The sequence below is a fragment of the Pararhodobacter sp. genome (genome assembly GCF_036802785.1).
Lineage (GTDB): Bacteria > Pseudomonadota > Alphaproteobacteria > Rhodobacterales > Rhodobacteraceae > Pararhodobacter.
Genome location: NZ_DAIRVN010000037.1, coordinates 24,328 through 42,547 on the forward strand (window position 1 = coordinate 24,328; position 18,220 = coordinate 42,547).

Annotated in this window: 19 protein-coding genes; 12 read left to right on the forward strand and 7 right to left on the reverse strand. The window is 64.8% G+C overall.

What is annotated here, in order from left to right; genetic code table 11:
• Positions 1-53: 53 nt before the first annotated feature.
• Positions 54-1,058 carry a DctP family TRAP transporter solute-binding subunit gene (locus V7Q53_RS13365; RefSeq protein ID WP_333829086.1) on the reverse strand — a complete coding sequence of 335 codons (1,005 nt, stop codon included), beginning with the start codon at positions 1,056-1,058 and terminating at the stop codon, positions 54-56.
• A 187-nt stretch (positions 1,059-1,245) separates the two neighbouring features.
• On the opposite strand from V7Q53_RS13365, the gene V7Q53_RS13370 reads away from it, so the two are divergent.
• The 4 genes from V7Q53_RS13370 to V7Q53_RS13385 are packed head-to-tail and all read left to right on the forward strand — an operon-like array spanning position 1,246 to position 5,667.
• Complete coding sequence (locus V7Q53_RS13370; RefSeq protein ID WP_333829087.1) at positions 1,246-2,070, forward strand: IclR family transcriptional regulator; 825 nt, start codon at positions 1,246-1,248, stop codon at positions 2,068-2,070.
• The gene (locus V7Q53_RS13375) at positions 2,067-3,236 is read left to right on the forward strand and encodes an acetyl-CoA acetyltransferase (protein WP_333829088.1); all 1,170 of its coding nucleotides are present in this window, start codon (positions 2,067-2,069) and stop codon (positions 3,234-3,236) included. The genes V7Q53_RS13370 and V7Q53_RS13375 overlap by 4 nt, the downstream gene beginning before the upstream one ends.
• Positions 3,233-4,822: an acyl-CoA synthetase gene (locus V7Q53_RS13380; RefSeq protein WP_333829089.1), complete on the forward strand. Its 1,590-nt coding sequence runs from the start codon at positions 3,233-3,235 to the stop codon at positions 4,820-4,822. The genes V7Q53_RS13375 and V7Q53_RS13380 overlap by 4 nt, the downstream gene beginning before the upstream one ends.
• Complete coding sequence (locus V7Q53_RS13385) at positions 4,819-5,667, forward strand: PCC domain-containing protein (RefSeq protein WP_333829090.1); 849 nt, start codon at positions 4,819-4,821, stop codon at positions 5,665-5,667. Before V7Q53_RS13380 ends, V7Q53_RS13385 begins: the two co-directional genes overlap by 4 nt.
• A 4-nt stretch (positions 5,668-5,671) precedes the next feature.
• Here the strand turns inward: V7Q53_RS13385 and V7Q53_RS13390 are convergent, their stop codons facing one another.
• From V7Q53_RS13390 to V7Q53_RS13400, 3 genes are all read right to left on the reverse strand, one after another.
• On the reverse strand, positions 5,672-5,920 hold the full coding sequence (locus tag V7Q53_RS13390) for a hypothetical protein (protein ID WP_333829091.1): 249 nt from the start codon (positions 5,918-5,920) through the stop codon (positions 5,672-5,674).
• A gap of 83 nt (positions 5,921-6,003) precedes the next feature.
• The gene (locus V7Q53_RS13395; RefSeq protein WP_333829093.1) at positions 6,004-6,834 is read right to left on the reverse strand and encodes an NmrA family NAD(P)-binding protein; all 831 of its coding nucleotides are present in this window, start codon (positions 6,832-6,834) and stop codon (positions 6,004-6,006) included.
• A gap of 2 nt (positions 6,835-6,836) precedes the next feature.
• Positions 6,837-7,274, reverse strand: coding sequence for a nuclear transport factor 2 family protein (locus V7Q53_RS13400; RefSeq protein ID WP_333829094.1), 438 nt, complete (start codon positions 7,272-7,274; stop codon positions 6,837-6,839).
• Positions 7,275-7,330: 56 nt separating this feature from the next.
• On the opposite strand from V7Q53_RS13400, the gene V7Q53_RS13405 reads away from it, so the two are divergent.
• From V7Q53_RS13405 to V7Q53_RS13425, 5 genes are all read left to right on the forward strand, one after another.
• On the forward strand, positions 7,331-7,942 hold the full coding sequence (locus tag V7Q53_RS13405) for a TetR-like C-terminal domain-containing protein (protein ID WP_333829095.1): 612 nt from the start codon (positions 7,331-7,333) through the stop codon (positions 7,940-7,942).
• A gap of 246 nt (positions 7,943-8,188) precedes the next feature.
• The gene (locus tag V7Q53_RS13410; RefSeq protein ID WP_333829096.1) at positions 8,189-9,694 is read left to right on the forward strand and encodes an ABC transporter substrate-binding protein; all 1,506 of its coding nucleotides are present in this window, start codon (positions 8,189-8,191) and stop codon (positions 9,692-9,694) included.
• Positions 9,691-10,620, forward strand: coding sequence for an ABC transporter permease (locus V7Q53_RS13415; protein ID WP_333829097.1), 930 nt, complete (start codon positions 9,691-9,693; stop codon positions 10,618-10,620). The genes V7Q53_RS13410 and V7Q53_RS13415 overlap by 4 nt, the downstream gene beginning before the upstream one ends.
• Entirely contained in the window at positions 10,617-11,429 is an 813-nt protein-coding gene (locus V7Q53_RS13420; protein ID WP_333829099.1) for an ABC transporter permease, read from the forward strand. Before V7Q53_RS13415 ends, V7Q53_RS13420 begins: the two co-directional genes overlap by 4 nt.
• A complete protein-coding gene (locus V7Q53_RS13425) occupies positions 11,426-12,871 on the forward strand; it encodes an ABC transporter ATP-binding protein (protein ID WP_333829100.1) in 1,446 nt (481 codons plus the stop codon). Before V7Q53_RS13420 ends, V7Q53_RS13425 begins: the two co-directional genes overlap by 4 nt.
• Positions 12,872-12,946: 75 nt before the next feature.
• On the opposite strand, the gene yghU is transcribed toward V7Q53_RS13425, so the two are convergent.
• Together yghU and V7Q53_RS13435 are read right to left on the reverse strand one after the other, a co-directional pair.
• On the reverse strand, positions 12,947-13,819 hold the full coding sequence (yghU, locus tag V7Q53_RS13430; protein WP_333829102.1) for a glutathione-dependent disulfide-bond oxidoreductase: 873 nt from the start codon (positions 13,817-13,819) through the stop codon (positions 12,947-12,949).
• A 167-nt stretch (positions 13,820-13,986) separates the two neighbouring features.
• Positions 13,987-14,439 carry an Lrp/AsnC family transcriptional regulator gene (locus V7Q53_RS13435; RefSeq protein ID WP_333829104.1) on the reverse strand — a complete coding sequence of 151 codons (453 nt, stop codon included), beginning with the start codon at positions 14,437-14,439 and terminating at the stop codon, positions 13,987-13,989.
• 118 nt (positions 14,440-14,557) lie between these two features.
• Between V7Q53_RS13435 and V7Q53_RS13440 the strand changes: the two genes are divergently transcribed.
• Positions 14,558-15,544: a nucleoside recognition domain-containing protein gene (locus V7Q53_RS13440; protein ID WP_333829106.1), complete on the forward strand. Its 987-nt coding sequence runs from the start codon at positions 14,558-14,560 to the stop codon at positions 15,542-15,544.
• Here V7Q53_RS13440 and V7Q53_RS13445 read toward each other — a convergent pair.
• Positions 15,522-16,133: a LysE/ArgO family amino acid transporter gene (locus V7Q53_RS13445; protein WP_333829107.1), complete on the reverse strand. Its 612-nt coding sequence runs from the start codon at positions 16,131-16,133 to the stop codon at positions 15,522-15,524. The two genes, V7Q53_RS13440 and V7Q53_RS13445, sit on opposite strands and share 23 nt — an antisense overlap.
• A gap of 99 nt (positions 16,134-16,232) precedes the next feature.
• On the opposite strand from V7Q53_RS13445, the gene V7Q53_RS13450 reads away from it, so the two are divergent.
• Complete coding sequence (locus tag V7Q53_RS13450; protein ID WP_333829108.1) at positions 16,233-17,123, forward strand: LysR family transcriptional regulator ArgP; 891 nt, start codon at positions 16,233-16,235, stop codon at positions 17,121-17,123.
• 174 nt (positions 17,124-17,297) lie between these two features.
• Positions 17,298-17,954, forward strand: coding sequence for a PRC-barrel domain-containing protein (locus V7Q53_RS13455; protein ID WP_333829109.1), 657 nt, complete (start codon positions 17,298-17,300; stop codon positions 17,952-17,954).
• Positions 17,955-18,220 lie beyond the last annotated feature (266 nt).

Sequence of the window (18,220 nt, forward strand, 5' to 3'; positions counted from 1 at the left end):
CTGACAAAAGACCCGTGACCCCGCTGAGGGGCCACGGGCGCTCGGTTCATGCCTCAGTTGGCGGCGGCAATCGCATCCTGAAAGGCACCGACAATCTCGGGCCCCACGCGCGCGGCCCATTGGTCAAACGCGGGCTGCGTGGCTTCGCGGAAGGCGCCAAGCTCTTCGTCGGTGGGCTCATACACTTCCATCCCCTGCTCACGCAGGAAAGCGATGCCCTGTGCGGTGCCCTCGCGGGTAATCTCGCGCTGATAGGCCATCGCCTCCTGCGCGGCTTCGCGGATCAGCGCCTGCATGTCGGCATCATAGCTGTCCCATTTCGCCTGCGAGATGCCAAGGAAGATGGGGTCGTAGGAATAATGCCAAGCCGTCAGATAGCGCTGCACCTCATAGACCTGCTGCGGAATGATCACCGCGCCAATAGGGTTTTCCTGACCGTCAACCACGCCCTGCTGCAGCGCCGACATGGTTTCACCCCACTGCATCTGCTGCGGGTTGGCGCCCAGCGCGTTCATCACGTCGATATACATCGGCCCGGCCACGCGCATGTTCAGCCCGCGCATGTCTTCGGGGCTGCGGATGGGGCGGGTGTTGTTCGTCACCTCCCGAAAGCCGTTTTCACCCCATGCGAGCACGACAATGCCCTTTTCCAGCAGGATATCGGACAGCATCTCACCCGGTGCGCCCTGCGTGGTGGCATCGACCTGCTCATAGTTGGAATAAAGGTAGGGCAGCGAGAACACGGCCATTTCCGGCACCAGAGGCGTCACGTTGATGGCCGATGTCACCACGAGGTCCAGCGCGCCACGGCCCACCATCTCGGCCTGGCGCATCTGATCGCCGCCAGACAGTTGCGCATTGGGGAAAACGCGGACACTGAGCGCGCCGTCGGTGCGTTCGGCCAGCAGTTCGCCAAAGCGCTCGGCGCCCTGATGCCATGTCGTGGTATCGCCGGTGTTGTGCGACAGGCGCAGGGTTTCGGCCGATGCCGCACTGACGCCCAGCGCCGTGGCAAGGCTGGCAGCCAGCGCCGCCCCTGTGATGCGTGAAAATTTCATTCTTTCCTCCTCCTCCTGAACAAGTTGCAGAGTGGCTGTCAGACCCTCTGCCCCGATATTTTTCCAAATAGTGGACCGTGTTTTTTCACAATTGCAAGAAAAACTTGCAACGCGCCTGAAATAAAATCAGAATAAGGATGAATACGGGGAATCCACTAAGACCTCACGCAAGAATACGGTTCATATTATGAAACATGAAAGGCCAGATCCGGCAGTCGGCGGCGCGCAGGCGGTAGACCGGGCGCTGGCGCTGCTGTCGCTGATCGGGCGGCACACGGCCTCAGGCGCCACGCTCTCGGCCATTGTCACGGAGACCGGCCTGAACAAGGCGACCGTGCGGCGGCTTCTGCTGGCGCTGATGCGCGCCGGGCTGGTCGAGCAGGCGGGTGAAAGCCGCGCCTATCATCTGGGGGAAGAGGCGTTTCTTCTGGGCCTGCTGGCGCAGGGGCGCCATGGGTTGCTGTCGCAGGTGATGGGCAATCTGCAACGCCTTGCGCGTGAGACCGGGGATGCCGCCTTTCTGTCGGTGCGCCGGGGCCTTTATTCGGTCTGCCTGCACCGCGAAGAGGGCAGCCATCCGATCCGCACCTATGCGCTGATGCCGGGCGCGCACCACCCGCTTGGCGTGGGCGCGGGCTCGCTGGCGATGCTGGCCGCCCTGCCTGACGATGAGGCCGAGACCGTGCTGGCGGCAAACCGGGCAGAGACGGAAAGCAACTATCCGCGCATGCAGCCGGACACGCTGCGCGCCCATCTGACACAGGCGCGCGAACAGGGTTTCGCGCTCAATCCCGGCCTGATCTTTGAAGATTCCTGGGGTCTGGGCGTGGCACTGCGCGGGCCGGACGGGCGGTTGGTGGGGGCTGTGTCGCTGGCCGCCGTGGAAAGCCGCATGCGAGAGCCGCGCCGCACCGAGCTTGCACAAAAATTGCAGGCCGAGGCCCGCATGATCGAAAACCGCCTTGCCGGGGGCAACACCCACGCCGGGCCACAGGAAGGAACCGCACAATGAACGGCGCACAGATAATCGGCTGGGGCCACACGGTCTTTGGCAAATCCGACCATCCGGATACCGAAAGCCTGATGGCGACGGCTGTGGCGCAGGCGCTGGAGCATGCGCAGATCGACGCGGAAGATATTGACGGCATCTTTGTGGGTGTCTTCAACAACGGCTTCTCGCGGCAGGATTTTCAGGGCGCGCTGGTCGCCATGGGGGATGCGCGCTTTGCCCATACCCCGGCCACGCGGTTTGAAAACGCCTGCGCCACCGGCTCTGCCGCGCTGCATGGCGCCATGGATTTCATCGAGGCCGGGCGCGGGCGCATCGCGCTTGTCGTTGGCGCAGAGAAGATGACCGCCACCCCTACCGCCGAGGTGGGCGATATCCTGCTGGGTGCCAGCTACCGCGCTGAGGAAGCCGGGGTTGAGGGCGGTTTTGCGGGCCTCTTCGGTCAGATCGCACAAAGCTATTTCCAGCGTTACGGCGACCGCTCGGAAGAGCTGGCGATGATCGCGGCCAAGAATCACGCGAATGGCATGGCCAACCCCCTTGCCCATATGCGCAAGGATTTCGGCGTCGATTTCTGCAACACCGTGTCCGAGAAGAACCCCCGCGTGGCCGGGCCACTGCGCCGGACCGATTGCTCGCTGGTGTCGGACGGCGCGGCGGTTCTGGTGCTGGCGGATGCTGAAACAGCGGCGGGCATGGCGCGCGCCATTGCCTTTCGCGCGCGCGCTCAGGTCAATGACATCATGGCGCTGTCACAGCGCGATGTGCTGGAATTTCGCGGCGCGCGCATGGCTTGGGTGCGGGCGCTGGCCGATGCCGGGGTCACGCTGGATGACCTCAGCCTTGTGGAATCGCATGATTGTTTCACCATCGCCGAGATGCTGGAATATGAGGCGATGGGGCTGGCCAAGCCCGGTGAGGGCCACCGCGTCATCCGCGAGGGCATCACGCACAAGGACGGGCGCTTGCCGGTCAACCCCTCGGGCGGGCTGAAATCCAAGGGCCATCCGATCGGCGCGACCGGCGTGTCGATGCATGTCATGGCGGCGATGCAACTGGCCGGGCAGGCCGGGGAGATGCAGATACCGGGCGCCAAGCTGGCCGGGGTGTTCAACATGGGTGGCGCGGCGGTCGCCAATTACGTCTCCATTCTGGAACGCGTGAAATGAGGCTCGATCTGTCGCAAGGCGTTACCCCGTTCTCCACACGGGTGATGAACCTGTCGCATCTGCTGACGGAAAGCGCGCGCAGACTGGGCGATGATGTGGGCTTTGTCTGGGGCGATGCCCGCTGGAGCTGGGCAGAGATGGAGGCGCGCGCCGGGGCTTTCGCAGCCGCCCTGGTGCAGGAATATGGCATCACGCGCGGCGACCGGGTGCTGGTGCAATCGGCCAACAGCAACCAGATGTTCGAGGCGATGTTTGCCTGCTGGCGGGTGGGCGGTGTCTGGGTGCCCGCGAATTACCGCCTCTCGCCGGATGATCTGGCATGGCTGGCGGGGTCATCGGGCGCGCGGCTGTTGCTGTGCGGCGCGCAATTCCCTGAGCATGCCAGCGCCTGCGCGCCGCATGTTGATGCCACCATCACCCTTGGCGAGGGTTATGAGGCCCTGATCGCCCGCCACAAAGGCGCCGCGCCCGCGCCCGTGGCGGTGCAGCGCGATGACCCTGCGTGGTTTTTCTTCACCTCGGGCACGACGGGCAAGCCGAAAGCGGCGGTGCTGACGCATGGCCAGCTTGCCTTTGTCGTCACCAACCATCTGTGCGACCTGATGCCAGGAACCGGGCCTGAGGATGCTTCGCTGGTGGTGGTGCCGCTCTCGCATGGTGCGGGCATTCACCAGCTTGCGCAGGTGGCGCATGGGGTGAAAACCATCCTGCCTGCGGGCGAAAAGTTTGACCCCGCCGAGGTCTGGGAACTGGTCGCGCGCTGGCGGGTCAGCAACATGTTCACCGTGCCGACCATCGTCAAACTGCTGGTCGAACATGCCAGCGTGGACCAGTCTGATCATTCCAGCCTGCGCTATGTCATCTACGCGGGCGCGCCGATGTATCGCGCCGACCAGCGGCTTGCGCTGGAAAAGCTGGGGCCGGTGCTGGTGCAGTACTTCGGTCTGGGTGAGGTGACGGGCAACATCACCGTGCTGCCTCCCGCACACCACCATCCGGATGACGGGCAGATGCGCATCGGTTCCTGCGGCTTTGCGCGCACGGGCATGCAGGTGCAGATACAGGATGATCAGGGCGCCGAGATGGGCATTGGGGAAACCGGCGAGATTGCGGTGATCGGCCCCGCGGTCTTTGCGGGCTATTTCAACAACCCCGGGGCCAATGAGAAAAGCTTTCGCAACGGCTGGTTCCTGACCGGCGATCTTGGGCATATGGATGCGCAGGGCTTTGTCTATCTGACCGGGCGGGCATCGGATATGTATATCTCGGGCGGATCGAACATCTATCCGCGCGAGATTGAAGAGAAGCTGTTGCTGCATCCTGACCTGTCCGAGGTTGCGGTGCTGGGTGTGCCGGATCCGGTCTGGGGCGAGGTGGGCATGGCCGTCTGCGTGCCCCGCGCGGGCGCGCAGCCACAGGCCGGAAGCCTGCTGGAATGGCTGACCCCGCAACTGGCGCGCTACAAGATGCCGCGCCATGCTGTTCTGTGGGAGGGGCTGCCGAAGTCCGCCTATGGCAAGATCACCAAGAAAATGATCCGCGAGGAACTGGAGGCGCGCGGCCAGTTACCGGGCCAGAACGCATGACAGCGCGGTTGCGCCGGATACAGCACCCCGGAGCGCCCGCTTCTGAGCGGCTCCGCTCCCTGCCCTGCCACGCTGCGCCGCTTCGCCTGACCCTGCCCGCAGGACAGAGCCTTGCCGAAGCGGTGCCGCAGGCCTTTGCACGGGCGGGCTTTGCCTTTGGCTACCTGCGGCTTGATGGCGCGGATTTTGCGCCGCTGAACTTCGTCACCCCCGCCCCCGCGCCGGGCGATGGCCATGCGGCATGGTATAGTGCCACGCATCACAGCAGCGCTGCGCGGGCGCGTCATGCCGGGGTGCATCTGGGGCTGCGCGACGGAAAACCCTTTCTGCACTGCCACGGCATCTGGGACGGCACGCCGCCGGACGCAGGGCATATGCTGTGCGAGGACAGCATCCTCGCGCAGGACTGCACGGTAGCGGGTTGGGGCCTGAAGGGCGCGGGCCTTGTGGCCAGCCATGATCGTGAGACGGATTTCACGCTCTTCCGGCCAGAGCGGCAGGGTGACGCCCCAATAGCCAATGCGTTCCTGATCACCCTGCGGCCCAATCAGGATATCAGCGCCGCCCTGCTTGCCTTTGCCCAGGAGCACCGCATCACCGCAGCGCAGATCGAGGGGATCGGCAGCCTTGTCGGCACCGCTTTCAGTGATGGCCGGATGATCGAAAGCTACGCAACCGAAATTCTTGTGGTGCAAGGGCGGTTGCAGGACGATGCGCTTTCCCTCCAGATTGCCGCCGTGGGTTTTGACGGGCGCTGCCAATCCGGCACACTGGCGGCGGGTGCGAATGCCGTATGCGTGACCGCCGAGATCCTGCTGCTGGGCGAACCCTTATCCCCAGCCTGACCCTTCAGTCACCCGAGGCATAGAGAAGCGCGATGTCGCGCTGGTATAGCGCGCAGACTTCGCCTTCGCTCAGCACAACGGCCTGAGCCGCCTCCAGAACGATGGTGCAGCCGTTGGCAAAGCCATATTCCCGCGTGCCGTCGGGAAGGGTTTGTTGGGCAGGAACCTCGTCCATCGGGCGCTCAGGGCCGGGTGGCGCGGACGTGGTGCAGGCGGTCACCAACAGCATTGCCAGAAGGGAAAGCGTTCTCATGTCGCAGACTCCGGTTGTTCACAGGATCAACACGCCAGAGGCGGTTTTGGTTCAGAACACCGCCGAAAGAGCAGGCAAGGCCCTCACCTCCACGCGCCCACAGCTCTTTCGGCGAAGGTTTCAAACGATACCGGCACCTGCCCTGTCAGTCTTTCCACGCTGTCGGTCGTCCGGTCTTCGGCGGCCGCGCTGATGGCTTCATCCAGCCGGCTGAGGGTCTCGGCATAGGCGTGCGGCATGCCTTGCGCCGCCAGACGGGCAGTCAGCGCGGCGGGTTCCAGCAGGACGTGGCGCACGGGACGGCCAAGCGTGGCAGACATAATCGCGGCGGCATCATCATAGCTCAGCGCCTCAGGCCCCGTGAGGACGCAGTCGGTATTCAGCGCGCCCGGCGCGGTCAGGGCCGCCACGGCGGCAGCCGCGATGTCACCGGCATCAATGAACCCCACCCGGCCCGTGCCGGTCGCGCTGTAGATCGCGCCCTCCTGCCGCATTGACATGCCATGCGCCCCTTCCGAGAAGTTCTGCATGAACCAGGAGGGCCGCAGGACCGCCCAGTCTGCCGTATTCTCTGCCAGCCAGGTGTGTACTTCGCCCATCATCGGCCCGCCCGGCGCCAGCAGCGACGCGCTGAGCAGAACAAAACGCTTCACACCGCGCGCCATCGCCTCTGCCAGCATGGGCTGCATCACTGCAAGATGATCAGTCCGGTCGGTGGGTGCGACAAGATAGGCCGCGTCGCATCCGTCAAAGGCGCTGGCCGAGGTCAGGTCGGCCCAGTCAAAGCGCCGGTCCGAGGGAAGGTCAGGGTTACGGGTGCCGGTCAGGGCTTCGATGCCCGCCGCCACAAGGCGCGCGGCCACGCGGCTACCCGTCTTCCCCTTGCCGCCTGTCACAAGGATGCGTCTGGCCATGCTCACGCGCCCCCGGCATAGGCTGCCATGGCCGCTTCGGCACCGCCCAGCGCTGACAACACGGTCAGCGGGTTCCAATAGTCGCGGTAGTGCGCAATACGGCCATCGCGCAGGGTGATCACCGAAATGTAGTGCTGGTCATAGGGCAGGCCGGTGGCCTTGCCTGCGCCCGTGCACGAAAACTCCAGCACCACGGTTTCACCGGATGGATACACGGCCTCAAGCACGAGATCGCCGAAAGCGATGAGCGGTCCAAGCCTTGCCATATGGGCGGTAAGCGCGGCACGGCCTTCCAGCCGCCGGGGCAGCCCTTCAGGCGCGAAGGGAAATTCAAAGATGATGTCATCCGTGAACAGGCCGGGCATGTCGTCTGCGGGCGCAAGGCGTTTGCCCAGTGCACCGCGCAGCAGACCGGAAAAGGTATCGAACTTGTCAGTCATGGCAAAGCCTCGTAAGGATGGAACGGTAACGTATCGACCATATAGGAGGGCTTCGGTTGGAACGCAACCGTTCCGTCGAAAAAACACGGCGCGCACCGTCCGGTGCCGCTGTGCAGCGTACCGAGCTGACAGAAGCGCTCTATCGCGCCTTCTTTCAGGAATGGGCAGAACATGGCTTTGCGGCGGTCAGTCTGGAGCGCGTGGCGGCCCGGGCTGGCGCGGGCAAGGCGGCGATCTATCGGCGCTTCTCCTCCCGGCAGGAATTCGCGGCGGCGGCGGTATCGGCCTATGGGCTGAAAATCGCCATGCCGCAGGATTGCGGAAGTCTGGAGGCCGATGTTCTGGCCTTTCTGCTCCGGCTCCGGGCGGTGCTCCGGCATCCGCTGATCCGCCGTATCCTGCCCGACCTTCATGCCGAAGCCGCGCGCTCAGCAGAAATGCGCGCGCTCAATACGCGGGTCGCCGAAGCCAGACGCGCGCTGGCGCTTGCCATCCTTGACCGCGCCAGCGCACGCGGAGAGCTGAGCGCAACTGTTGACCGGGAACTGGCGCTCGATCTGCTTCCGGCACCGCTGTACTGGCGCATGGTCGTGATCGGCACCACCCCATCGCGGCAACAACTTGCCCTTGAGGCAGCGGCGATCTCTGCAGGCCTGCGCGCGCTGTAGCAGTGCGGGCGGGGCGCGCCCGCCAGGCTCCTTGCGCCGGTTCCTGCCGGTTTCGGAAACCCCCGGGCGAAATCTTCCAAAACCGGGTCTTGAAGTAGGTTATAAAATAACATTACAAGTCGTCACCTTGCAGTGACAGTTCGTCTGACCCGGTGCAGCGGCAATGAAATCACTCGTCTTGCCACGCCCCCCTGCCCTTCTGGCGCAGTCTTACCGGCGTGTCAGGCGCCAACAACGGATAGCATCATGAACCGACTCACACGCCCGATTCTGGCCGGCCTGCTGGCGCTTGGCCTTGGTATGCCCGCGCTTGCGGACAACACGATCAATGTGGCCGCCCCTTTTGAAATCCAGTCGGCCGAACCCTCGACCAGCGGGTATATCTTCACCCGCATGGGCATCGCCGAAACGCTGGTGGACGCCGACCCCACGGGCCGCCTGCTGCCCGGTCTGGCCACGGAATGGAGCGTCTCGGATGACGGGCTGATCTGGCGCTTCGTGCTGCGCGAGGGCGTGCAGTTTCATGACGGCACAGCACTGACGCCCGAGGCCGTGGTGAATGCGCTCACCATCGCGCGGGGCAAGCCCGGGCTGATCGCGGGGTTGCCGGTTGAGGCAATCAGCGCCGAGGCGGGCGCGGTGGTGATCACCCTCACCGAGCCGCGCGCGGCCCTGCCTGCGTTTCTGGCGGAAACACAGGCGCAAATTCTGGCGCCTGCGGCCTATGGGCCTGACGGGCAGGCGCTGACGATGATCGGCACCGGACCCTACCGCATCACCGTTCTGACCCCGCCGCAATCGCTGCGCGCCACCGCCTTTGAGGGCTACTGGGGCGATCAGCCCCATGTGCCGGACGTGACCTATACCGCTGTCGGGCGCGCCGAAACCCGCGCGCTGCTGGCGGAATCCGGGGATGCGGATTTCGTTTTCAACCTTGATCCGGCCAGCGTGGCGCGGCTGTCGCAATCTGACGCGGTGCAGGTCATGTCGGTCGCCATTCCACGCACCCTGCTGATCAAGGTCAATGCCGCGCATCCCTTTCTGGCAGCGCCCGAGGCGCGGCAGGCGCTGAGCCTTGCCATTGACCGCGCCGGGATCGCGCAGGCCATTCTGCGCTATCCCGAAGGCGCCGATCAGCTTTTCCCGCCCGCCATCGGCGGCTGGCACAACGCCGACATGCCGCCGCTGACCCATGACATTGACGCCGCGCGCGCGCTTCTGGAAGGGCTGGGCTGGGAAGCCGGGGCTGACGGCATTCTGGCCCGTGACGGGCAGCGCTTTGCCCTGACCCTGACCACCTATCCGGACCGGCCGGAACTGCCGCTGGTTGCCGCCGTGCTGGAACAACAGTTCCGCGCCATCGGGGTGGACGTGACCATCAACTCTACCAATTCCTCCGAAATTCCGTCGGGGCATCAGGCAAACACGCTTGAGCTGGGCCTGCTGGCGCGCAACTTTGCCCTGATCCCTGATCCGATCGGCACCGTGCTGTCGGACTATGCGCCCACCGGCGACTGGGGCGCGATGGGCTGGGACAATGCCGAGGTGGTGGCGCTTGCTCAGGCGCTGGCGCGGGGCGAGGGCGGCGATGCAGAGCGTGCGCGCATCAGCGCCATTCTTCAGGCTGAGCTGCCGGTCATTCCGATTGCCTGGTATCAGCAGACGCTGGCTGTGGCGGCGGGCCTGGAAGGGGCGGTCATCGACCCGTGGGAGCGCAATTTCGGGCTGGCCGGGCTGCGGTTCGCCCCATGAACCGGCTTGTTTCCCGGCTGGTGCAGATGGTTGCCGTCGCCCTTCTTGTCGGCGCGGCCACCTTTGCCATGATGCGCAACCTGCCCGGCGATGCCGCCTGGCGGATCGCGGCGGGGCGCTACGGCTATGATAATGTGAACGCCGCCGCCGCCGAGGCTGTCCGGCAGGAGCTGGGCCTTGGCGGGCACTGGCTCCCGGCGTTCATGCAGTGGATGGGTGACCTGCTGCGGCTGGATTTCGGTGTATCGCTCGTATCAGGCGCGCCGGTGATCAGCGAAATCAGCCATCAGCTGGGCGCGTCCCTGTGGCTGGCGCTGGTCGCGGTGGGGTTGTCGCTGCTGATCGGGCCGCCGCTGGGCGTGATGGCGGGGCTGCGCCCCGGCGGCTGGCTGGACAGGGGGCTTCTGGTGGTCTCAACCGCGCTCAAATCATTGCCGCAGTTCCTGATGGCGCTGATCCTCATCCTGATCCTGTCGGTGCAGCTTCGCTGGCTACCCGCCGCAGGCCATGGTGAGGCGCGGCATTTCATTCTGCCTGCGCTGGCACTGGCGCTGGGGTTGGCGGCGGTGAATGCGCGGATCGCGCGCGATGCCATGGCGGGTATTGCCGCGATGCCCTTCTATCAGTTCGCGCAGTGGAAGGGCCTGTCGCGCGCGCAGGTTCTGTGGCGGCACGGGCTGCGCAATGTCTCGGTCCCGTTGCTGACCTATCTGGGTCTGCAGTTTGTGACGCTGGTCGAGGGGGTGGTAGTCATCGAATCCATCGTGGGCTGGCCCGGAATCGGGCATGCGCTGGTGCATGCGGTCTTTGCCCGTGATGTGCCGATGGTGCAGGGCACGGCGCTGATGCTGGGGCTGGGCTTTGTGCTGGTCAATGCGCTGATCGACCTTGCCGTATCGCGGATTGATCCGAGGGGGGCGCAATGACCACGCTGTCCACAACGTTGCCCCGCAGCCGGAACCCGGGGCGTATCATCGCTGTCGCGATACTGGCGCTTGTCGCGGGTTTTGCGCTACTGGGGCCGCATCTGGTGCCGGGCGACCCATTCGCGCAGTCGCTGATGAAAGCGCTGGCGGGGCCAGAGGCGGGCGCGCCGCTGGGGTATGACCATCTGGGCCGCTCGCTCTATCACCGGCTTGCCCATGCGCTGCGCCTGTCGCCGATCATCGCGCTGGCGGCTGTGGCCACGGCCGGAACGGCGGGGCTGGTGCTTGGCACGCTGGCCGCCGTGCGCGGCGGCTGGGTTGAGCGCGCGCTGGTGATTCTGGCCGATGCGCTGATGGCTTTGCCGGGCCTGCTGATGGTGCTGATCGTTCTGGCGATCATGCCGGGCACGGCTATGGGCTTCTGGGCAGGCCTGTCGCTTGTCCTGTGCGTGGAGTTCTTCCGCCTGACCCGGGCAGCCACGCGCGCCACGCTGGCCTCGCCCGCCGTGCAGGCGGCAAAGCTGCTGGGTTTTCGCTGGCCCTATATCTTCCGGACGCACCTCTGGCCGGAAATCGCACCCCTGATCCTGACCGCCGCCGCCTTCGGCACCGCGACCGCGATCATGGCCATCGCCGCGCTGGGGTTTGTCAGTGTCGGCATGCGCGCACCGACGCCTGAACTGGGGCTGATGATGGTAGAGCTTCTGCCCTATTGGCGCGAGGCCCCGATGGCGCTGCTCACGCCCGTTATCGCCACCTTCGCCCTGCTTCTGGGCCTGACCCTTCTGGCCGGGAGCCGCGCACCATGACCCTTCTGAACGCCACCGACATCGCCGTTTTCGACGGGCAGACACAGCTGGTCGCGCCGGTGTCGCTGACCCTTAAACCGGGCGAGCCGCTGATCATTCTCGGTGAAACCGGCTCTGGCAAAAGCCTGCTGGCACAGGCGCTGATGGGCACCTTGCCGGACAATCTGCGCGCCAGGGGGCAGGTTGAAACCGGCGGACGCGTGCTTCGCGCCGGGGACCGGGCGGCGTTTCGCGGGCTTTGGGGGCGCGAGATTGCGGTGCTGCCGCAGGAGCCATGGCTGTCGCTCGATCCGCTGATGCGGGCAGGCGCGCAGGTGGCTGAGGCGCACCGGCTGGTGCGCGGCCTCTCCCCGGCGCAGGCCCGTGTGCAGGCGGTGTCCGATCTGGCGGCCTTCGGGCTGAGCGGGGCAATGACGCGCTATCCGCATGAGCTGTCGGGCGGCATGGCGCAGCGGGTGGCTATCGCGGCGGCGCGGGCCGGGGGTGCCCCCATCGTCATCGCCGACGAGCCGACAAAGGGGCTGGATGCGGCGCGGCGCGATGATGTGGCGGCGCTGCTGCTGGGCGCGCTGAGACAAGGTGGCGGCAACAGCGGCGGGCTTCTGGTGATCACGCATGATCTGGCGCTGGCGCGCAAGGTCGGCGGGCGGGTGATCGTTCTGCGCGCGGGCACGGTGGTGGAAACCGGCCTGACAGCCGAGGTTTTTGCCGCGCCCCAAGCCACCTATACCCGCGAGCTGATCGCCGCCGATCCTGAGCATTGGCCGGACAGGAAGCCCGCCGCGGGCACCGCGGAAGTCATTGTGCACACGCAGGGGCTGGCGCTGTCGCGTGGCGGGAGGCTTCTGGTCGAAGGGATGGACCTGTCGGTGCAGGCCGGGCGCATTCTGGGTATCACCGGGCCGTCAGGCTGCGGAAAGTCCAGTCTGGGCGACGCCTTGCTGGGGCTGCTGGTGCCGGATGCGGGCCGGGTGATCCGCGCGCCCGGGCTGGCGCAGACCGCATTTCAAAAGCTCTATCAGGATCCGGTCGCAGCATTCCCGCGCAAACGCACCCTTGGCCAGACGCTGGCGGATGTGGCGCGGCTTCATCAGGCGCCGGCGGGCCAGATCGACAGCATGCTGGCGCGCCTGCGCCTTGACCCGGCGCTTCTGGCCCGCCCGCCCGGTGCGGTTTCAGGCGGTGAACTGCAACGCCTTGCCCTGTTGCGCGCCATGCTTGCGCGGCCGCGCTTTCTGTTCGCGGATGAGCCGACATCGCGCCTTGATCCGATCACCCAGCGCGAGGTGATCGGGCTGCTGTGCGAGCTGGCGCGCGATGCCGATATGGGGGTTGCGCTGGTCAGTCATGACACAGCCCTGATCGACAAGGTGGCCGATGAGGTGAGGCGCTTCACCGCGCTGCGCCCTGACGTGACAGGCGCGGGTGACATGGCCGCCTGAACCTGCGCTGTCCCAATGGCCGGGCGACACTACCTGCGCAGGGTCATCCTGCGCAGGTCTCTCAGGCAGCGCGGCTTATTCGCCGTCCGGCGTGCCGATCTTGTCCTGTGTGCGGGTGTTGAAATCATCGGCATCGTGGCGCTCACGAAGCTGCTCATGCAGCTCACCACTCGTGCGGTTGACCATGCTGCCGCGCTTGACAGCCGGGCGCGCCAGCAATTCATCCGCCCAGCGGTTCACGTTGAGATATTCATGAACGCTCAGGAACGTGGCCGCATCATAGAGCTTGCCCTGCACCAGCCCGCCATACCACGGGAATACCGCAATATCGGCGATGGTATAGTCCGGCCCGGCCAGAAACCGGCTTTCGCCGAGGCGGCGGTCCAGCACATCCAGCTGGCGTTTGACTTCCATGGCAAACCGATCAATCGGATATTCCATCTTTTCCGGCGCATAGGCATAGAAATGGCCAAAACCGCCGCCCAGATAGGGCGCGCTGCCCATCTGCCAGAACAGCCATGACAGGCATTCGGCACGCGCCGCCCCCTCAGCGGGAAGGAAAGCGCCGAATTTCTCGGCAAGATGCATCAGGATCGCGCCGGATTCGAACACCCGCACCGGGTCTTTGCCGGAACGGTCCAGCAGCGCCGGGATCTTGGAGTTGGGGTTGACCGACACAAAGCCGGATGAAAACTGCGCCCCCTCACCGATATTGATCAGCCATGCGTCATATTCGGCCCCTGCATGGCCCAGCGCCAGCAGCTCCTCCAGCATGATCGTGACCTTCTGGCCGTTGGGCGTGCCCAGCGAGTAAAGCTGGAACGGGTGCTTGCCCAGGGGCAGCTCCGCCTCATGCGTCGGCCCGGCGATCGGCCGGTTGATACTGGCAAAACGCCCGCCGCTCTGGCGATTCCATTGCCATACTGCCGGTGGTGCATAGTCGGTCATAGGGGCATTCCTGATGTGGATTTCCGATTCCGCTACAGGTTTGCCTTCGCATGCGGGGGGTGTAAAGCCTTGTCAGTGGCAAGCTGATCGCGAATGGTTTGGCGCCCGGCATTTCGGCACTGCATCCGCTCCCCGCTCCTGATACAAGGCCCGCGCTGGACAGGGTATCACAGGGTAACGGCGGTTTCGTTTTTTGCGGTGCGGATCACCATCATGGTGAAGAAGCGCGCCACATTGGTGCGGTCGCGGAACAGCCTGTCGCACAGCGCGTCGAATTCTTCCATGTCGCGCAGCGAGAGGATCAGAACGACATCGGTTTCACCCGTCACGGCATAGGCCTGCGACACGGCTTCCTCGGCAATGGCCATATCCAGAAAGCGGCGCATATGCTGCTCGCCGTGAAGCTTCAGTTCCACGGTGACCAGCGCCTTCAACAGGCGCCCGGTTCTGGCCGGGTTCAGAATGGCGACGATGCGGTCAATGATACCCGTCTTGCGCAGCCGCCGCACCCGGCGCAGGCAGCTGGAGGGCGACAGCCCCACCGCCTCGGCTAGATCCAGATTCGTGCGCGATGCGTCGCGTTGCAGCAGGTTCAGAAGGTTTCTGTCGATCCGGTCCATAGGCGGGGCTCCCTTCAAGGCCAAGAATGCAATAAAATTGCATCATCCTGCAATCTTTGACCACAAGTTCGAACCGGACCGGGTTAGCAGAAGAGAGCAATCATACAGGAACCCGATGATGCCGCCCCTCCGTTACGCCTTGCAGCACACCCGGCAAACGCTTGAAATCTACTGGCTTCTCGCCCGGATTATCATCCCCGTCACCATCGTGACGGAAATCTTGTCACGGATGGGCGTGGTTGACGCGCTCGCCCCGGCCTTTGCCCCGGTGATGGGCCTTGTGGGCCTGCCGCCGGAACTGGGACTGGCATGGCTGAGCGGTATGCTGGTGGGAATTTGGGGTGCCGTTCCCCTGCTTTTCACGCTTGTCCCGGCAAGTGCGCTGAGCGTGGCTGACGTGACGGTGTTCTCCGCCCTGCTTCTGTTTGCGCATGGCCTGCCGATTGAGCAGAAGATCATCCAGCAGGCAGGGCCGCGGATGATGGCAACAACGCTGCTGCGGGTTGCGGGCGGGGTGCTTTATGCCTTTCTGCTGCACCAGCTTCTGTCCATGACGGGCTGGTTGGCCGCACCGGTGAACCCGGCATGGATTCCGACAAGTGAGGCCCCTGACTGGAGGGTGTTTGCGCTTCAGCTTCTGGAGATGATGATCTTCATGTTCATCATTCTGCTGGCCCTGTCATGGGCGCTTGAGCTGCTGAAGGTGACCGGAATCCTCAACCTGATGATGAGAGCGCTTTCGCCCCTGCTGCGTCTTGCGGGCATAGGCGGTGAGGCCGGGCATCTGACCGCTGTCGGCCTGTTTCTGGGTATCTCCTATGGTGGCGGGCTGCTGATCCGTGAAGCGCGCTCAGGCACGGTATCGCCGCGTCAGGTGTTCTTGTCCTGCGTGTTCATGGGGTTCGCCCATAGCATCATCGAGGACACGCTGATCGTCATGGCGCTTGGTGCTGATATCAGTGGTGTCCTTCTGGGGCGGCTTGCCTTTGCGGTCATCGCCACGGCGGCGATTGCGGCGATTATCCGCTCCCTCAATGAGGAGACCTTCCTGAAATGGGCCTTCCGCTCAACCGGGTCGCATGTCAGGCGCTCAGGATCAGCTTGAGGGCAATGGCCCACATCACCAGCGCGATTACCCCCTCCAGTATCCGCCAGGCCGCGGGCTTTGCAAAGACCGGACGCAACCGGGTCGCGCCATAACCAAGTGCGAAAAAGAACAGGAACGAGCCCGAGACCGCGCCCGCCGCGAACAGCGCCTCATCACCCGGGAACTGGGTTGAGATTGTGCCCAGCAGCACAACCGTGTCCAGATAGACATGCGGGTTCAGCCAGGTGATGGCGAGACAGGCAAGCAAAGTGGTGCCCAGCGGCGTGGTTTGCCCGTTCCCCTGCACCCGCAACGCCGATGAAGCACCAAGGGCAGAGCGCAGACTGCGCGCGCCATACCAGATCAGAAACGCCGCCCCGCCATACCGCATGACCGGATCAACCCAGGGCAACAGGGCGGCAATCTGGCTGAAGCCGGTCACCCCCAGCAGGATCAGAAAAGCATCCGAGGCAGCGCAGGTAAGGCAGACGGCAAAGACATGCTCACCCCGCAGCCCCTGCCGCAGCACAAAGGCATTTTGCGCGCCGATTGCGACAATCAGGCTCAGCCCCATCGTCAGCCCGGTGAAAAAAACCGCTATGCCCATGACCTCACGCCCGTTCTGCTGTGCCCCGGGGTTGCGGTACCGGCTGTATAGGGTTTAGGCAAATTGAATGTGCTAATCCTGATGAAGCAAAACTGAACCATGATCGACTATGCCGCCGCCCGCGCCGTCGCCCTTGTCGTCCAGACCGGCAGCTTTGAAGCCGCCGCCCGCGCCCTGAATGTCTCACCCTCGGCCGTGTCCCAGCGGGTGCGCAACCTTGAGGAGCGGATCGGTGCTGTCCTGATCGAGCGCGCCGCGCCCTGCATCGCCACCGAGAAGGGCGCGTGGCTCTGCCGGCACATGGAGCAGGTGGGCATGCTGGAGAAAGCGCTGCTGGCGCAGTTGCCGGGCATCGGCGGGCGCGGTACTGGCCCCGTTACGCTGAGCATTGCGACCAATGCCGACAGCCTCGGCACCTGGTTTCTGCCAGCCGTCGCCGCCTTTACCGCCGGGTCGGATTATCTGCTGAACATTGCGCTTGATGACGAAGATCACACCGCCGACTGGCTGCGCACGGGCCGCGTGGTGGCCGCCGTTACGGCGCTGGCGCGGCCCGTTCAGGGCTGTGAGGTCAAATCGTTGGGCGTGATGCGGTATATCGCCACCGCAAGCCCCGGCTATATGCAGCGGCACTTCCCCGATGGCGTGAGTGCTGCTGCCCTCGCCCGCGCCCCGGCGCTGACCTTCAACCAGAAAGACCGGCTGCAACAGGCATGGGCGCAGCAGGCCTTTGGTGAGGCGGTTCCCTTTCCCACACACTGGCTGGCGTCAACGCAGGGCTTCGTTGATGCCAGCCTTGTCGGGCTTGGATGGGCGCTGAACCCGGTGCAACTTGTGGAGGAGCATCTGGCAGCTGGCCGTCTTGTCGCACTTGTCCCTGAGACAGCTCTTCACCGGCCGCTTTACTGGCAGGTGAACCGGCTTGCCGCCGGCCAACTGGCCGACCTGACGCAGGCAATCATCCGCACGGCACGCAACGCCCTGACCTGATATCTGTCTGCACAAACTGTCAGGCCGTGCGGAGCGGGGCATATTGCCGCTGAGCAGATCACTGCCGATGCCAGACACGAGTCCGGAACCTGAAAACTCGGGCGGGAGTTGTGTCATCAAGGCGGGTGTCCTCCCTATACCGGGGTCGAAGCGCCGCCATGATTGGAGATTGTTATGCGAAGCCTGTTATCAACTTCCGCGCTCATCGCGCCTTTTCTGATCGGTGCAGCCCTTGCTCAGGATGCGCCCGCAACGACCGAACCCATGGTTCCGCCCACCACCGAGCAGACGGATACCCTGCCCGACACGCAATCGGACCCTGCGGACGACACTGATGGGGGGACCGCGCCCGCAATCGACGGCACCGCGCCCGCAACAGATACCGACGCGACGCCGCCTGCCGACACCACGGTCGACACGGTCGCGCCGGATGCCGCTCCAGCCGCAGCCGGGAACGGCGAAACGATCATGCAGGAGCAGGCGCCGAATGAACTTCGTGTGGACTGGATCACCGGCACGAATGTCCGTTCCACGCAGGACGAAAGCATCGGCAGCATTGCCGACCTGATCATCGATCAGGAAACCAACACCATCACGGCAGCGATCCTTTCGGTTGGCGGCTTTCTTGGCATCGGCGCCAAACAGATCGCGGTCCGCTTTGACGAGCTGGAAATCGACTTTGACGCGCGCGAGATTCATCTCAACCTGTCGCGCGAAGAGGCCGATGCAGCGCCGGAATATGTCTTCCGTGAGCGGACGGACGCGCCTGCACCTCCGGCAGCAACCGATACCGGGGGCGGCATGGGCGCCCCGGTCCAGCCTCTGGACTGACGGGTAAGAGTGAGAGGGCCATGGGGCGCAGCCACTCTGGCCCCGGTTCAACAGGGCGTCCGACTCCGTCGGGCGCCCTTTCCTGTTGGTCAACTCCCGCACCTGATGGGCCAAAGACACCTTTGCCGACCACCCGGCTCCGCTCCCTGAAAACCGGATTCACCGGTGGATTGGCGACTTATGCACAGACCGACTGTTATGCATCCGCATGAATTTTTCTGACCCCGACAGGATTCGAACCTGTAACCTGCCCCTTAGGAGGGGGC

Bases quoted from the DNA above. Each gene is read 5' to 3' on its own strand.
- yghU (WP_333829102.1), bottom strand. From the start codon at position 13,819: ATGACCGACTATGCACCACCGGCAGTATGGCAATGGAATCGCCAGAGC.
- V7Q53_RS13370 (WP_333829087.1), top strand. From the start codon at position 1,246: ATGAAACATGAAAGGCCAGATCCGGCAGTCGGCGGCGCGCAGGCGGTA.
- V7Q53_RS13435 (WP_333829104.1), bottom strand. From the start codon at position 14,439: ATGGACCGGATCGACAGAAACCTTCTGAACCTGCTGCAACGCGACGCA.
- V7Q53_RS13440 (WP_333829106.1), top strand. From the start codon at position 14,558: ATGCCGCCCCTCCGTTACGCCTTGCAGCACACCCGGCAAACGCTTGAA.
- V7Q53_RS13395 (WP_333829093.1), bottom strand. From the start codon at position 6,834: ATGGCCAGACGCATCCTTGTGACAGGCGGCAAGGGGAAGACGGGTAGC.
- V7Q53_RS13380 (WP_333829089.1), top strand. From the start codon at position 3,233: ATGAGGCTCGATCTGTCGCAAGGCGTTACCCCGTTCTCCACACGGGTG.
- V7Q53_RS13420 (WP_333829099.1), top strand. From the start codon at position 10,617: ATGACCACGCTGTCCACAACGTTGCCCCGCAGCCGGAACCCGGGGCGT.
- V7Q53_RS13450 (WP_333829108.1), top strand. From the start codon at position 16,233: ATGATCGACTATGCCGCCGCCCGCGCCGTCGCCCTTGTCGTCCAGACC.
- V7Q53_RS13385 (WP_333829090.1), top strand. From the start codon at position 4,819: ATGACAGCGCGGTTGCGCCGGATACAGCACCCCGGAGCGCCCGCTTCT.
- V7Q53_RS13445 (WP_333829107.1), bottom strand. From the start codon at position 16,133: ATGGGCATAGCGGTTTTTTTCACCGGGCTGACGATGGGGCTGAGCCTG.
- V7Q53_RS13455 (WP_333829109.1), top strand. From the start codon at position 17,298: ATGCGAAGCCTGTTATCAACTTCCGCGCTCATCGCGCCTTTTCTGATC.
- V7Q53_RS13400 (WP_333829094.1), bottom strand. From the start codon at position 7,274: ATGACTGACAAGTTCGATACCTTTTCCGGTCTGCTGCGCGGTGCACTG.
- V7Q53_RS13375 (WP_333829088.1), top strand. From the start codon at position 2,067: ATGAACGGCGCACAGATAATCGGCTGGGGCCACACGGTCTTTGGCAAA.
- V7Q53_RS13425 (WP_333829100.1), top strand. From the start codon at position 11,426: ATGACCCTTCTGAACGCCACCGACATCGCCGTTTTCGACGGGCAGACA.
- V7Q53_RS13410 (WP_333829096.1), top strand. From the start codon at position 8,189: ATGAACCGACTCACACGCCCGATTCTGGCCGGCCTGCTGGCGCTTGGC.
- V7Q53_RS13415 (WP_333829097.1), top strand. From the start codon at position 9,691: ATGAACCGGCTTGTTTCCCGGCTGGTGCAGATGGTTGCCGTCGCCCTT.
- V7Q53_RS13365 (WP_333829086.1), bottom strand. From the start codon at position 1,058: ATGAAATTTTCACGCATCACAGGGGCGGCGCTGGCTGCCAGCCTTGCC.
- V7Q53_RS13390 (WP_333829091.1), bottom strand. From the start codon at position 5,920: ATGAGAACGCTTTCCCTTCTGGCAATGCTGTTGGTGACCGCCTGCACC.